Source organism: Streptomyces sp. NPDC053069, from assembly GCF_044546895.1.
GTDB lineage: Bacteria > Actinomycetota > Actinomycetes > Streptomycetales > Streptomycetaceae > Streptomyces.
Genome location: NZ_JBITZN010000006.1, coordinates 431621 through 446295 on the forward strand (window position 1 = coordinate 431621; position 14675 = coordinate 446295).

The window sequence follows — 14675 nt, forward strand, 5'->3', positions numbered from 1 at the left end:
GGGCTTTCCGTTTCTCCGTCTGCCGCCGTGAAGGGTGAGAAGACGATCACGAGGCAGGACGTCCACCTTATTGCAACTATCTTGCAAGTGCACACCAGCAACAAGAGTGGCCGGGCAGCAGAGCGGACGACAGAAAGGCCCCCACGTGTCGCACGTGGGGGCCTCGCCGGTCTCCGGCGGTGTCAGCGCCGGGCGCGCGCCCGCTGCCAGGCGTAGCCGGCCGCGGCCAGGAACAGGGTCATCGCGCCGGTGGAGTACAGCTGGATCCGGGTGTCCGGCTCGCGGGCCATCAGGGCGAAGATCGTGACCATGCCGGCCAGCGCCACCCAGGTCAGCCACGGGAACGCCCACATGCGCACGACCAGCTTCCCGGGAGCCTCGCGCTCGATACGGCGGCGCAGCAGCAGCTGGGAGACCGCGATGAACATCCAGACGACCAGGATGACCGCACCGATCATGTTCAGCAGCCACTTGAAGACGTCGTCCGGCCGCCAGTAGCTGAGCAGCACGCAGACGAATCCCAGCACACAGGAGGTCAGGACGGCGATCCGGGGAACCCCGCCGGAGAGCTTCGCCAGCACCTTCGGGCCCTGGCCGCGCTCGACCAGCGAGTAGGCGATGCGCGAGGAGCCGTAGATGTTGGCGTTCATGGCGGAGAGCAGGGCCACCAGGACGACCACGTTCATCAGCTGGCCGGCGCCGGGGATGCCGAGGTGGTCCAGCGTGGCGACGTAGGGGCCCTTCGCCACGACGTCCTCGGAGTCCCACGGGACCAGGGTGACCACCACCGCCATGGAGCCGATGTAGAAGAGGGCGATGCGCCACATCGCCGTACGGACGGCCAGGGCCACGCCCTTGACCGGGTTCTCCGACTCGGCCGCCGCGATGGTGACCGTCTCCAGGCCGCCGTAGGCGAAGACGGACGCGAGCAGGCCGATGATCAGGCCGTTTCCGCCGTGCGGGAGGAAGTGGGTCAGGTGCGCGGTGCCGGGGGCGTCCGTGCCGGGCAGCACGCCGGTGATCGCCAGCACGCCGAGGATCAGGAAGAGGGAGATCGCGCCGACCTTCAGTGCGGCGAACCAGAACTCGAACTCGCCGAAGTTCTTCACGGCCGCCAGGTTCGTGCCGCAGAAGACGACCATGAACAGTGCGACCCAGAGCCACTCGGGGGTGCCGGGCAGCCAGCCGGACACGATGTGTGCGGCGCCCATGCCTTCCAGGCCGACGGCCGTGCACAGCAGCACCCAGAACGACCAGCCGGCGGCGAAGCCCGCCCAGGGACCGATCGCCCGCTCGGCATGCGCCGAGAAGGAACCGGACGACGGATACGCGGCGGACATCTCGCCGAGCATCCGCATCACCAGCATCACCAGGAGGCCGGAGATCGTGTAGGCGACGACGATCGACGGGCCGGCGGCGGCGATGCCCGCGCCGGAGCCGACGAACAGACCCGCGCCGATCACCCCGCCGAGGGCGATCATCGACAGATGGCGCTGCTTGAGGCCGTGGGAGAGGGAGCCGCCGGACTGTTGCTGCGGCGGCGTCTCGGTGGTCGTGCTGCTGCTGGGCATTGGGCGCGGCTCTCCCCCGGGCAATGGGCGGGTAAAACCCCGCCAGTCTGGGCGGCCCGTCCGCTCAGGCGAAGGGGCCGTCCAGTATCCGGACATCCGCTGTACGCAGAGTCACCGAGCGATCACGCGGCCACCGGCGTGTAGTGCGAGGCGTCACCCTCGATCGAGTAGCTCTCCTTGCCGTCGATGCCGGCCGGGACGTCACCGGCGACGGTCACCCGGTGCAGGCGCCGCGGCTGTCCGTCGTAGTTGTCGACGGCGTAGTGCTGGGTGATCCGGTTGTCGAAGAGGACGAGCTCGTTCTCCGCCCAGCGGTGGCGCAGGATGTTCTCCGGGCGGGTGACGTACCCCTGCAGGAGGTCCAGGATCTTGCGGGACTCGCCGGCCGACAGGCCCACGATCCGCTGCGCGAACCCGCCGATGAACAGCCCCCGCTCCCCGGTCAGCGGATGCACCCGGACGACCGGATGGGCGGTGCGGTACGTGATGGACGTGAACTGGGCCCGCTGGGCCGCCTTCTCCTCGTCGATCTCCTCGTCCGGTACGGCGTAGTCGTAGTCGTTGGTGTGCTCGGCCCACAGGGTGTCGGCGAGGCGGCGCAGCGGCTCGGGCAGGTCCCGGTAGGCGGCCGCCGCGTTCGCGATCAGTGTCTCGCCGCCGTACGGCGGGACCGTGATCGAACGCAGGGTGCTGGCCTGCGGCGGGTTGAGGACGAAGGTGACGTCGGTGTGCCAGTGGTTGGCGCGGCCCCGCTCGCTGTCCACGGGCAGCACGTTCGGGGCGCCGTCCACCGCGCCGACCGTCGGATGGGCGGTGGTCAGATCGCCGAAGTGGCGGGCGAAGGCCTGCTGGCCGGCGTCGTCGAAATCTCCGGCGGCACCCGCGTCGAAGACGAGCGCCTTGTGGACGTTCAGGGCCTCGCGGATCGCGGCGACCTCCTTCGGGGCGAGCGGGCGGGTGATGTCGACGCCGGAGACGCGGGCGCCGATGCGGGCGGTGACCTTGGTGATCTCGATGGACATGTGCGGGTCCTCTCTAGGTGAAGGCCGGGGTCAGGTACTGGTTGGCGGGGCGGGGGAGGCCGTAGCGCTCCCGGAGGGTCTGGCGGGGGCCGTACGCGTCGCGGAACAGACCGCGGGCGCGCAGCACCGGTACGACGTGCTCGACGAACGCCTCCAGGCCGGAGGGCAGCACGGCCGGCATGATGTTGAAGCCGTCTGCCGCGCCCCGGGTGAACCAGGTCTCGATCTCGTCGGCGACCTGCTCGGGCGTCCCGGCGAAGGTGAGGTGGCCGCGCCCGCCGCCGAGCCGTGCGATCAGCCGGCGGACGGTGAGCCGCTCGCGCCGGGCCAGCTCCACGACGAGTGTGTAGCGGCTCTTGGCGCCCTCGACGGCGGACTCGGGCGGCAGGTCGGCGGGCAGCTGGGCGTCCAACTCCAGTGTGCCCTGGGGGAGTTGCAGCAGGCTCTCCAGCCGGACCACCCCGTGCTCGTACACGATGTGGTCCTCCAGCAGCTGCTCGGCCGCCCGTGCCTCCGCCTCCGTCGACCCGAGGACGGGCACGATCCCGGGCAGCACCTTGATGTGCTCGGGGTCGCGTCCGGCCCGCTCGGCGCGGGACTTGAGGTCGGCGTAGAAGGCCTGGGCGTCGGTGAGGGTCTGCTGGGCGGTGAAGACCGCCTCCGCGTACCGGGCGGCGAAGGCCCTGCCGTCCTCGCTCGACCCCGCCTGCACCAGGAGCGGGTGGCCCTGGGGGCTACGGGGGACGTTGAGGGCGCCGGCGACACCGAAGTACGTGCCCTGGTGCCGGGCCGGGTGAATCTTGCTGTCGTCGCCCCAGACACCGGCTGCCTTGTCGGCGACGACCGTGTCGTCCTCCCAGCTGTCCCACAGCTTCCGCGCCACGTCGAGGAACTCGGCGGCACGGGCGTACCGCTCGGCGTGCGCGGGCTCCGCGGCGAGCCCGAAGTTCCGGGCGGCCTCCGCTCCCGCCGTGGTGACGATGTTCCACCCGGCCCGGCCGCCGCTGATGATGTCCAGCGAGGCGAACCTGCGGGCCAGGTTGTAGGGGGAGTTGTAGGACGTGGAGGCGGTGGCGATCAGGCCGATGTGCTCCGTGGCCGTCGCCAGCGCGGTCAGCAGGGTGAGCGGTTCCAGGGCACCGGCCGGGCGCTGGGCGAGGTTGCTCCACAGCTGGGGGCCGTCGGCGAGGAACAGCGAGTCGAAGGTGCCGCGCTCGGCGATCCGCGCGAGCCGCACATGGTGCTGCAGATCGACGTGCGCGTACGGGTCGCTCTCCGGAAGCCGCCACGAGGCCTCGTGGTGCCCGGTGTTCATCAGGAACGCGTTCAGGTGCAGCTTTCTCCGTGTCACCGGTGGTCCTCCGTGACGCCCAGTGCGGTCAGCAGTCGTGTCCGGTACTCGCCGTGTGCGTGCGCTGTGCGGTCGACGGCCAGGTCGAGGCCGATCCGTCCCCGGTCGAGGACGAGGACGCGGTCGGCGAGCGCGATCGCCTCGTCGACGTCGTGGGTGACCAGGAGCACGGACGGGCGGTGGCGCTGCCACAGGGCGCGCAGCAGGTTGTGCATCCTGATCCGGGTCAGCGCGTCCAGCGCACCGAACGGCTCGTCCGCCAGCAGGAGTTCCGGTTCGCGGACCAGGGAGCGGGCGAGCGCGGCCCGCTGGGCCTCGCCGCCGGACAGCTCGCCCGGCCAGGCCCGCTCGCGGCCCTTGAGACCGACCTCCGCGAGGGCGGCACGGCCGCGTTCCGCGGCGTCCTTGCCGTCCAGGCCGAGGACGACGTTGTCCAGGACCCGGTGCCAGGGCAGCAGCCGGGAGTCCTGGAAGACCACCGAGACCCGCTCCGGCGCGGCGAGCCGCCCGCTGCCCGTCACCCCGTGGTCCAGGCCCGCGACCGCCCGCAGCAGGGTGGACTTGCCCGAGCCGCTGTGCCCGAGCAGGGCCGTGAACTGGCCCGTGGGCAGGTCGAGGTCGATGCCGTCGAGGACCGTACGGCCCTCGAAGGACCTGGTCAGGCCGCGGAGCCGGACGGCCGGCCGGGTCAGTTGCTCAGTGTGCGGCGCCACGACAGCACCCTCCGTTCGATCAGACGGACCACGCTGTCGGAGACCAGGCCGAAGACGCCGTAGATCAGCAAGCCGACCAGGATGACGTCGGACTGGCCGTAGTTCTGCGCCTGGAACATCAGGTAGCCGAGCCCGTTGGTGGCGTTGATCTGCTCCAGCACCACCAGCCCCAGCCAGGAGCCGGTCACGCCGAGCCGGAGCCCCACGAAGAATCCGGGCAGTGCGCCGGGGACGACGACCTTGCGGACGAAGGCGAGCCGCGACAGGCCCTGCACCTCCGCGAGCTCGACGTAGCGGCCGTCGATACCGGAGAGCGCGGCGTGCGTGTTCAGATAGATCGGGATGTAGACGACGATCGCGATGATGGCGATCTTGAACGTTTCGCCGATGCCCAGCCAGAGGATGAACAGCGGGATCAGACCGAGGGGCGGGATCGCCCGGTTGAGCTGCACGGTCCCGTCGATCAGCGCCTCCCCGGTCCGGCTGAGCCCGGAGGCGAGCGCGAGCAGCACGCCGGCGGTGAGACCGATCGCGAAGCCGTATCCGGCCCGGGTCAGCGAGGTCAGGACGTCCGTGGACAGCGTGCCGTCGGTCCACAGGTGGCCGGCGGTCCTCAGCACCGTCCAGGGCGCCGGTATCGCACCGGTGTCGAGCGCTCCGGCGGCGGAGGCGGCGGCCCACAGGGCGAGGACGGCGAGAGGGCCGATCAGCCGGGCGGCGGGCAGCCGGCGGCCGGGGGACAGGCGGCGGCGCCGGCGGACCTGGGGCAGCTCCCCGGCCTCCGCCGCCGCGACGGCGGTCGTCGTCGTGGTCACGGCGCTCATTTCCGGTACTCCTCGGGTACGGCCTTGGCGGCGATCGGCTCGAAGCGGTGGTCGAAGAGCGAGGAGACGTCGAACTTCTTCACGAAGCCGCCCTCGGCGAGCAGATCGGCCGTCTCCTGCTCCCACTTGATCGCCTCGTCCCAACTGGGCGGGAAGAGAGGCTTGTTGGCGAGCCTGGTGATGCCCTGTGCCTGCTGGAGGGTCAGGTTCTGCGTCTTGACGTAGAACTCCTCGTTCCACACGTCCGGGTGCTCGTACTGCCACACCTGGCCCTTGGCCCACTGCGGGATGTACGCGGCGATCGCGGCGGCCTTCGCGGGGTCGTTCAGCACCGACTGCGGGGCCCACAGCAGGTTCAGCAGGTCGACCACGTCGGTGGAGACGGTGCGGGCGCCCTTGGCCTCGTACTGCTTCAGATACGCGGGCACCTGGTTGTTGGGGAGCGGGGCCACGTCGACCTGCCCGGACTGCAGCGCGGTCAGGAACTGGTTGCTGGTCAGCGGGACGAGCTTCACCTCGTCGTACGACAGGCCCGCCTGCTTCAGCGCCCGCAGCAGGACGACACCCTGCGCCTGCCCCTGCGAGAACGCGAGCCGCCTGCCCTTGAAGTCACCGACCGCGCGGATGTCGCTGCCGGGCCTGGTGGCGAAGCGATAGTTGGGTTTGCGGGTGATGTCGATCGCCACGATCTTCGCGTCGAAGCCCTGGTAGTGCGCCTGGATCGGCGGGATGCCCGCGTTGTTCGCGAGGTCCAGCGACGTGGCGCGGAAGGCGTTGATGACATCCGGACCGGCGCCGATGTTCAGCCAGTCCGACACCGCGAACGGCAGCTGGGGCAGCTTCGCCAGCTTGAACTGCAGCTGCTGCACACCTTGGTAGGAGGCGATCTTCAGGCTGGTGCCGGCCGGGACCTTGTCGGCGAGCGGCCTGGTCGCGGCGCCGCTGGTGTCGGCGGAGGCGTCGCCCTTGGCGCAGCCGCTGAGGCCGACGGCGGCGGACGCGCCCAGCAGGGAGGTGAGAAAGACACGACGGTGCATGGGAGGACTCCGTGATTTCTGCATGCGGGGAAAGCAGGAAGACATGCGGAATTCCGGGCGGGAAGAGGGGAATTCACGCAGGGAGACACGCGCTCCGAGGCGCGTCGGCGCGTCAGCAACAGAAGGTGCGACAGCTCATGAACAGGATGTTCCCGGCCATGTTCAGCCCCTGTCAACATTCCGAGTTTCTGAATTAATTCGATTCGGGCGACGTGCCCCACGGGTCCCGGTAGAGGACGTCCAAAACCACGGATCCGCCTGCCACGGCGAGTACGGCCGCCGGGAAACTCGTCGGTATCACGGCCGCCGCACGGCTCTTTCCGGCCGCTTCCCGCAGCGCGGCAAGGCAGTCCTCGAAGTGGATCGTGCCCACCTCGGTCACCACGACCGTCTCCGGATTGAGCACGTCCAGCAGCAGCCCGGCCGCCCGCCCGGTGGCCCGCGCCCGCTCCACCAGCAGCCGCCGGGCCACCGTGTCCCCGGCCGCCGCCGCGGCCACCACATGCATCGGGTTCGCCGAGTCGATCACCCCGGCCGCCCGGGCCCGCCGGCACAACGTCCGCTCGCTCAGCTCCCCTTGGAGGCAGCCGCTACGGCCGCACGCGCACGGCTCGGTGCCGCCCGGCACCGGCAGATGCGCGATCGCCCCGGCCGCCGAACGCGGCCCGTGGTGCACCTCGTCGTTGGTGGCGAAGGCCGCGTCGACCACATTGCCCACGAACAGGTGCAGCACGCTCCGGCTGCCCCGGGCCCGCCCGAACAGCCGCTCCCCGTTCACCAACGCCCGCGCATGCCCGTCCACATGAACCGGCAGTCCGGTGCGGGCGCCGAGCAGTTCCCGTACCGGCACCTCGCGCCAGCCCAGCAGCTCGTGCTCGACCACGCTGCCCGTCTCCCGGTCCACCCAGCCGCCGACCGCCACCCCGACCCCCAGCGGCCGCCGGCCCGGCACCCCGGCGAGCAGCTCGCAAAGCCCCTCGGCGGCCCGGGCCAGCACCCACCCCGCATCGGTCCGCTCGTGCTTCAGCTCCCGCCGGGCCACCACCCGGCCGCGCAGATCCAGCAGTGCGACGGTCGTGTACGGCACGGCCACATGCACCCCGCCGACGAGGAACCCCGTGTCGTCCAGATCGACGGGCACGTGCGGCCGGCCCACCCCGTTCGAGCGGCGGGGCGCGGCGGACTCCCGGATCAGGCCGAGTCCGCTGAGCCGGGCACAGTGCTCGGTCACCGACGCGGGCGACAGCCCGGTCAGCCGGGCGATGGTGCTGCGCGCCACCGGCCCGTGCTCCAGCACGGACCGCAGCACGACGCTGGCGCTGGTGCGCCGCCGGTCGCTGTCGGCGGCACGCGGAACGGGGGAGACAAGGGTGGATACCGCGGTACGGGGCATGGAGGACCGTCCTCGGAAGCGGGGCCGACACGTCTCGGAAAGGCGAGGCGCGCCGCGAAGCCCGCCCCTACCCCGGGCGGCGACAGGTGGCCGTGCCCTGGCGTCGCAGGTCGACATAGCGACGCGAGGTGAAGTACCGGGCCTGGGCAACCATGGCTGGAAGAGTAGGGCAGGAAGCTGGATCCGGCCAGACGACCCGGATTCCTTTGGCAGGATTCCTTTGGTGGGACTCCACAGTTCTCACGGTGCGCCCCCGAGTGAGCGACACGCCCCTGCCTCAGTGACCAGTGTCACGCCCTGATCGGTGTAACCCGCACTCTTTGTCCGGAGCCCACCAAGCTCTCGTTCCGCCATTTGTCGAGCGCTGACGGTGATCGACCCGAGGCGGCTGGGATAGCGTCACCGTGTCCGAGCATGTTCCCGTCACCCGCGGAGTCCCCATGAGCACCGCCACCGCCACCGCTCGCCCCGGCGCAGTCCTCGCCGACCTGCTCCCCGCATCCCGCGTCCGCGACGCGGCCCTCGTCGTCGGCGGCGCCGTGCTCACCGGGCTCGCGGCCCAGGTCGCCCTCCCGGTGCCCGGGTCCCCGGTGCCGGTGACCGGCCAGACCTTCGCCGCGCTGCTCGTCGGCACCGCGCTCGGCGCCCGCCGCGGCTTCCTGTCCCTCGCCCTGTACGTGCTCGCCGGTGTCGCGGGAGTGCCGTGGTTCGCGGGCGGCACCTCCGGTGCGGCCTCGCTCTCCTTCGGCTACCTCCTCGGCATGCTGCTCGCCTCGGCGGCCGTCGGCGCCCTGGCCCGGCGCGGCGCCGACCGCTCGCCGCTGCGCATGGCGGCCACGATGATCCTCGGCGAGGCGATCATCTACGCCGTCGGCGTGCCCTACCTGGCCCTCGCCGGCCACCTGCCCCTCTCCCAGGCCGTCGCGCTCGGCCTCACCCCGTTCCTGATCGGCGACGCCCTCAAGGCCGCCCTGGCGATGGGCGCGCTGCCCACCGCCTGGAAGTTCGCGAACAAGCGCTAGTGCCCCGACACTAGACGCCGTAGTTCCTGCGGAAGAGGTTCGCCGGGTCATGGGTCTGCTTGACCCGGGCGAGCCTCTTGCGCGTTTCGGGGCCGTACAGCCCGGTGTTCCTGTCCCCGGCCCCGAAGGCGAAGTTGAGTGAGCGGCCGAGGGTGTCCTCGGCCAGCAGCGCGAACGCCGGGTCCAGCACGGCCCGCGCCTGCTCACGCTCCCCGGCCGTCAGCAACCGCACCAGGAACCGCCCCTCGCGGTACGGCACCGCGTTCGGCGCCGGCCGGGCGAGCGCGCCGCCCAGGTGGTTGATCTGCACCACGCACATCGGGCCCGCCCCCGGCCCGGTCGCCCTCAGAAGGTCACCGGCCCGCTCGACGTCCAGGTCCCGCAGTACCGCGCTGTCCCCGTAGTAGGCGTGCGGGAAGTCGGGGTCGCTGTGGATGGTGTGGCTCTCGGCGTACGGCATCGCGCGCAGCGAGTCCGACAGCAGCGGGCCGATCTCCCGGAGCGGGGCCACGATCCGCTCACCGTCGGTGCCGGTCCAGGCGACCCGGATCGAGACGACGTACGTGCCGCGCAGATGCGGGGGCAACGCGGGCAGGTCCGGGTACGGTACGGCGGCGAAGGACGAGGTCAGCCCGTCCGGCACGGTCCGTGTCCAGGCCTCGTAGGCCCGCAGCACCGCCGCCGGGTCCACCACGCCTCCGTCGAAGGCGAGCGAGCCGCCGTACAGGGTGCGCACCGGCACGAGCCCGATCTCCAGCTCGGTGACGATCCCCAGATTCTGCCCGGCACCGAGCAGCGCCCAGTACAGCTCGGGATCGGACTCCGGGCCGACCCGGCGCAGCTCACCGTCGGCGGTGACGACCTCCAGCCAGCGCACATGGTCGGCCGCGTACCCGAACTCACGGGCGAGGATGCCCAGTCCGCCGCCCAGGGTGTACGACACCGCGCCCACGCTCGGCGCCGAACCGTTCAGCGGCGCCAGCCCGTACGGCTCGGTGGCCGCGACCACCTGTCCCCAGCGCACCCCGGCCTGCACCCGGACGGTACGGGCCCCGGGATCCACGCCGATCCCGTTCATCCGCCGCGTGGTGACGAGCATTCCGCCGTCGTAACCGCCGGGCAGCCCGTGCCCGGTCGCCTGCACCCCGACGGGCAGCCCCTGGGCCGCCGCGTACCGTACGGCGGCCACCACGTCGGCCGCCGAGCGGGCGGGCACGATCACGGCGGGCCGCTGCGCGAAACCGAGCTGGAAACCGGCGAGTTCGTCGTCGTAACCGGCGTCGCCGGGGCGCAGGAGGGTCAGGTCCAGGTGCTCGTCCACGTAGGTCATGGCATGCAGCATGGCCGCATAACCTGACAAGTGCCGTCAGGTTATGCGGCCATGTTCAGCCGGAGGGCGGATCAGCCGACGGAGACCTTGTCGGCCGGGGCCTCGGCGGCCGGGACCGGGCGGTTCGCCTGGACCTTCTGCTTCACCACGGCGATCAGCACCACGACCGCCGCCACACCCACCGACAGCAGCACGGTCGTACGGCCGCTGCTCTCGCCCTCGGTGTCGGTCAGCATGTAGCCGAGGACGCCGACGATGAAGGCGGCCGTGACCCAGGTCAGGTACGGGTAGAGCCACATCTTCACGATGAGCTTCTCCGGCGCCTCCCGCTGGATGATCTTCCGCATCCGCAGCTGCGAGAAGCAGATGACCAGCCACACGAACAGCGCGACCGCGCCACTGGAGTTGACCAGGAAGAGGAACACGGTCTTCGGGTAGGCGTAGTTGAAGAACACCGCCACGAAACCGAAGACGACCGAGGCGAGAATCGCCGTCATCGGCACACCGCGGGAGGTGGTGCGGGCGAACGCCTTCGGGGCGTCGCCGCGCTGGCCCAGCGAGAACGCCATGCGGGAGGCGGTGTAGAGGCCCGAGTTGAGACAGGACAGCACCGAGGTCAGCACGATGACGTTCATGATCTCGCCGGCGTGGGCGATGCCGAGCGAGTCCAGCGCGGCGACGTAGGAGCCGTCCTTCTTGATGGACGGGTCGTTCCACGGCAGCAGCGAGACGACGACCAGGATCGAGCCCAGGTAGAAGACGCCGATGCGCCAGATGATGCTGTTGGTGGACTTGGTGACCGCGCGCTGCGGGTCCTCCGACTCGCCGGCCGCCAGGGTCGCGATCTCGCTGCCCATGAAGGAGAAGACGACGAGCAGCACACCGGTGAGGATGGCGCCGGGGCCGTGTGGCAGGAAGCCGCCGTGGTTCGTCAGGTTGCCGAAGGACGCCTTGTCGGCGTGTGCGCCCGGCAGGACGCCGAACACGGCCAGCAGACCGATGACGATGAACGCGCCGATCGCCACGACCTTGATGCCGGCGAACCAGAACTCGAACTCGCCGTAGGAGCCGACGGAGACCAGGTTGGTCGCGGTCAGCACGATCATCACGATGAGCGCCCAGGCCCACTGCGGCACGTTCGGGACCCAGCCGTGGAGGATCCCGGCGCCGGCGGTGGCCTCGACGGCCAGCACGACGACCCAGAAGAACCAGTACAGCCAGCCGATGGAGAAGCCGGCCCAGCGGCCGAGGGCACGGTCGGCGTGCGCGGAGAAGGAGCCGGAGGTGGGGTTGGCGGCCGACATCTCGCCGAGCATTCGCATGACGAGGACGACGAGGGTGCCGACGAGGGCGTACGACAGGAGGATGCCGGGTCCCGCGGTGGCGATGCCGGAGCTGGAACCGACGAAGAGGCCGGCTCCGATCACACCACCGATCGCGATCATCGACAGATGGCGGTTCTTGAGTCCTGCTTGGAGGCCCGAACCAGGGGTCATGGACGGATTTCCTTTACGCCAGGAGGAGCAGCTCGTATGAGCGGTGTACGAGTCGGTCCAGTGAATCCGAGGCGAACGAATTCGGGAACCTCTGAATCCGTATCGTTACTTGAGGTTCCCTTGAGGTTCTATGGCCCGGCTCACATTTTTGGCACATTTTGTGGCGCCGCCACCCGAGGCTGCTGCCCCCAAAGAGGCGTGTCACACTCATTGCATGCGCGTGTATCTCGGCTCCGACCATGCGGGCTACGAACTCAAGAACCACCTCGTCGACTGGCTCAAGGCGGCGGGTCATGAGCCCGTCGACTGCGGGCCGCACATCTACGACGCCCAGGACGACTACCCGCCCTTCTGTCTGCGCGCCGCGGAGAAGGCGGGTGCGGACCCCGACGCCCTCGGCATCGTGATCGGCGGCTCCGGCAACGGGGAGCAGATCGCGGCGAACAAGGTGAAGGGCGTGCGGGCCGCGCTGGCCTGGAGCGAGGAGACGGCGGCGCTGGGGCGGCAGCACAACAACGCCAACGTGGTCGCCGTGGGGGCGCGTATGCACAGCACCGAGGAGGCGACGAAGTTCGTCGAGGTGTTCCTGAACACCCCCTTCTCCGGTGACGAGCGGCACATCCGCCGGATCGACATGCTGTCGGCGTACGAGACGACCGGCGACCTCCCGCCGATCCCCGCCCACCACCCCGAGCAGTAGCCTCCGCCGGCTGGTCCGCCCCGCCCGGCCCGCTCGTTCGTCCCTCGGTCGACCGAGCCGGGTGGGCGGGCGGGCGAAGAGGACCCGAAAGGACACCCCCGCCGTGCCGGAAGGGCACACCATCCATCGGCTGGCCCAGGACTACGCCGCCCGCTTCCGCGGCACGGCCCCCCGCGTCACCAGCCCCCAGGGCAAGTTCTCCGACGCCGCCGCCCTCCTGGACCGCGCCGAGCTGACGGCCACCGAAGCCCACGGCAAGCACCTCTTCCTGCGCTTCCGGGACACCGACTGGGTCCACATCCACCTCGGCCTGTTCGGCAAGGTCGGCTTCGGGGACGCCCCCGCGCCCCCACCGACCGACACCGTCCGGCTCCGGCTCGCGCACGACACGTCGTACGTCGACCTCCGCGGCCCCACCACCTGCGCGCTGATCACGGACGAGGAGAAGCGCGCGATACACGCCCGTCTCGGCCCCGACCCGCTCCGTGGGGACGCCGACCCCACCGCGGCGTACCGGAGGATCTCCCGCAGTCGTACGACGATCGCCGCGCTGCTCATGGACCAGAAGATCGTCGCCGGCGTCGGCAACGTCTACCGCGCCGAGGTCCTCTTCCGGCACGGCATCGACCCGTACCGGGCAGGCAGGGACATCACACCGGCCGAGTGGGACGCCCTCTGGTGCGACCTCGTCGCGCTGATGCGCGAGGGCGTGCGGAACAACCGGATCGACACCGTACGGCCCGAGCACACCCCGCAGGCCATGGGCCGGCCGCCGCGCGTGGACGACCACGGCGGCGAGGTGTACGTCTACCGCCGCGCCACCCTGCCCTGCCACATCTGCGGCACCGGTGTCCGCACCGCCGACCTCGCCGCCCGCAACCTCTTCTGGTGTCCCGCCTGTCAGAAACGATGACACCGGGGACCCAGGACCTGTCCGCCGGATCCTGTCGCAGCCGCGGGGTCTGCCACAGGCCCTAGAAGCCGTGCGGCAGCCACGGGGCCACCGCTGATCCGAACGCCACCGACGCCTGTGCCAGCGCCCCCGGCCGAAGCTCCCGCACCCGTCCGGCGCCCGCCAGCGACAGCAGGGAGACCCCGCCGAGATAGGCCGCGCCCAACTCCCGTACGGACAGCGCCAGCTCGGCCGCATCGGAGGTGCGCTCGCAGGACGCCCCCTTGGCGTCCCCGGTGAGCCGCCAGCGCCCCGCGTTCCAGGGGCAGAAGGTGTCCTCGACGTCCAGTACGACGTCCACGGGCGCCAGATACGTACGCGCCGGCAGGGACGTGCCCACGTCCACGAGACGGAGGTGTCCGGCGTCCCGCAGCCGTGGCCGGCAGCGGCGGATGTCGGAGACCAGGTGCTGCCAGGCCTCGTCGACCGGCCGCCCCCGCACCTGCAGTGTCGTCATCAGGTCGATGCCGAACAGGAAACGCCACAGCGCGGCCCCGGTCGCCGGATCGAGGGCGGCCAGGTCCTCAAGGGTCACCGTCCCGTCGTGCCCGCTCGGCCCCCAGCCCGTCTTGGTGCGGAAGCGGGCGTACCCGGTGACCTCCCCGTCCCGTTCGGCGACCACGCACTGCAGGGCCGACGCCCCGTTCCGGTCGCTCTCCGGGTCGAGCAGGCCGACCTGCTCCCAGCCGGGCTGCCGGGCCAGCATGCCGGGGCGGCGGGGCACCAGCGCCGCGTACACCGCCTCGCACTCCGCCAGGACCGCGGCGGGCGGGGCGTAGCGCACCCGAACCTCGTCGGTGCCCGCGGGCAGGGTCAGGCCGACCCGGCCGGTGTCGATCTCGGCGTTGATCTGGAAGGTCGCCGTGCCGAAGCCGAAGCGGCCGTAGATGGCGGGTTCGGAGGCGAACAGGGCCGCCAGTGGCTCGCCCTTGGCGTGCGCGTCGTCCAGCAGCCGCCGCATCATCGCCGTCAGGATCCCGCGCCGCCGGTGCGTCGCCGCCACGCTGACCATGGTCACGCCGGCCGTGGGCACCACCGCTCCGCCCGGCACGGTCATCCGGAAGCTGAAGGCCCCGGACGTACCGACGATCGCGTCCGCGTCCCAGACGGCCAGGGAGCGGTCGAACTCGGTGACGGATTTGTCCAGTTCGCGCTCTTCGGGCGAGGCGGGCCCGCCCCCGAACGCACGGACCAGGTGGTCCCACCACCGGTCGAACTCCTCAGGGCGCAGTGTCTTCGGCTCGGTCCCGCGGTCAGTCCCCAT

13 protein-coding genes are annotated in these 14675 nt (G+C 71.1%); 3 read left to right on the forward strand and 10 right to left on the reverse strand.

The window, feature by feature from the left end; translation table 11 throughout:
* Positions 1-182: 182 nt before the first annotated feature.
* The 7 genes from ACIGXP_RS17055 to ACIGXP_RS17085 form a co-directional block, all read right to left on the reverse strand.
* Complete coding sequence (locus tag ACIGXP_RS17055) at positions 183-1571, reverse strand: amino acid permease (protein WP_399769001.1); 1389 nt, start codon at positions 1569-1571, stop codon at positions 183-185.
* Positions 1572-1693: 122 nt separating this feature from the next.
* The gene (locus ACIGXP_RS17060) at positions 1694-2593 is read right to left on the reverse strand and encodes a TauD/TfdA family dioxygenase (protein WP_363214858.1); all 900 of its coding nucleotides are present in this window, start codon (positions 2591-2593) and stop codon (positions 1694-1696) included.
* Between the two features lie 13 nt (positions 2594-2606).
* Complete coding sequence (locus tag ACIGXP_RS17065) at positions 2607-3944, reverse strand: LLM class flavin-dependent oxidoreductase (protein ID WP_399769004.1); 1338 nt, start codon at positions 3942-3944, stop codon at positions 2607-2609.
* Entirely contained in the window at positions 3941-4657 is a 717-nt protein-coding gene (locus tag ACIGXP_RS17070) for an ABC transporter ATP-binding protein (protein WP_399769006.1), read from the reverse strand. Before ACIGXP_RS17070 ends, ACIGXP_RS17065 begins: the two co-directional genes overlap by 4 nt.
* Positions 4633-5481, reverse strand: a complete 849-nt coding sequence (locus ACIGXP_RS17075) for an ABC transporter permease (RefSeq protein ID WP_399769008.1) — start codon at positions 5479-5481, stop codon at positions 4633-4635. The genes ACIGXP_RS17070 and ACIGXP_RS17075 overlap by 25 nt, the downstream gene beginning before the upstream one ends.
* Positions 5478-6542 carry an ABC transporter substrate-binding protein gene (locus ACIGXP_RS17080; RefSeq protein WP_399769010.1) on the reverse strand — a complete coding sequence of 355 codons (1065 nt, stop codon included), beginning with the start codon at positions 6540-6542 and terminating at the stop codon, positions 5478-5480. The genes ACIGXP_RS17075 and ACIGXP_RS17080 overlap by 4 nt, the downstream gene beginning before the upstream one ends.
* Before the next feature lie 169 nt (positions 6543-6711).
* Positions 6712-7911, reverse strand: coding sequence for an ROK family protein (locus ACIGXP_RS17085; protein WP_399769012.1), 1200 nt, complete (start codon positions 7909-7911; stop codon positions 6712-6714).
* Positions 7912-8351: 440 nt separating this feature from the next.
* On the opposite strand from ACIGXP_RS17085, the gene ACIGXP_RS17090 reads away from it, so the two are divergent.
* Positions 8352-8933, forward strand: a complete 582-nt coding sequence (locus ACIGXP_RS17090) for a biotin transporter BioY (protein ID WP_399769014.1) — start codon at positions 8352-8354, stop codon at positions 8931-8933.
* A gap of 10 nt (positions 8934-8943) precedes the next feature.
* Here ACIGXP_RS17090 and ACIGXP_RS17095 read toward each other — a convergent pair whose 3' ends face one another.
* Entirely contained in the window at positions 8944-10263 is a 1320-nt protein-coding gene (locus ACIGXP_RS17095) for an FAD-binding oxidoreductase (RefSeq protein WP_399769016.1), read from the reverse strand.
* 71 nt (positions 10264-10334) lie between these two features.
* The gene (locus ACIGXP_RS17100; protein WP_399769018.1) at positions 10335-11759 is read right to left on the reverse strand and encodes an amino acid permease; all 1425 of its coding nucleotides are present in this window, start codon (positions 11757-11759) and stop codon (positions 10335-10337) included.
* Between the two features lie 214 nt (positions 11760-11973).
* On the opposite strand from ACIGXP_RS17100, the gene ACIGXP_RS17105 reads away from it, so the two are divergent.
* On the forward strand, positions 11974-12459 hold the full coding sequence (locus ACIGXP_RS17105) for a ribose-5-phosphate isomerase (protein ID WP_399769020.1): 486 nt from the start codon (positions 11974-11976) through the stop codon (positions 12457-12459).
* 103 nt (positions 12460-12562) lie between these two features.
* On the forward strand, positions 12563-13372 hold the full coding sequence (locus ACIGXP_RS17110) for an Fpg/Nei family DNA glycosylase (RefSeq protein WP_399769022.1): 810 nt from the start codon (positions 12563-12565) through the stop codon (positions 13370-13372).
* A gap of 61 nt (positions 13373-13433) precedes the next feature.
* Here ACIGXP_RS17110 and ACIGXP_RS17115 read toward each other — a convergent pair whose 3' ends face one another.
* Positions 13434-14675, reverse strand: coding sequence for a GNAT family N-acetyltransferase (locus ACIGXP_RS17115; protein WP_399769024.1), 1242 nt, complete (start codon positions 14673-14675; stop codon positions 13434-13436).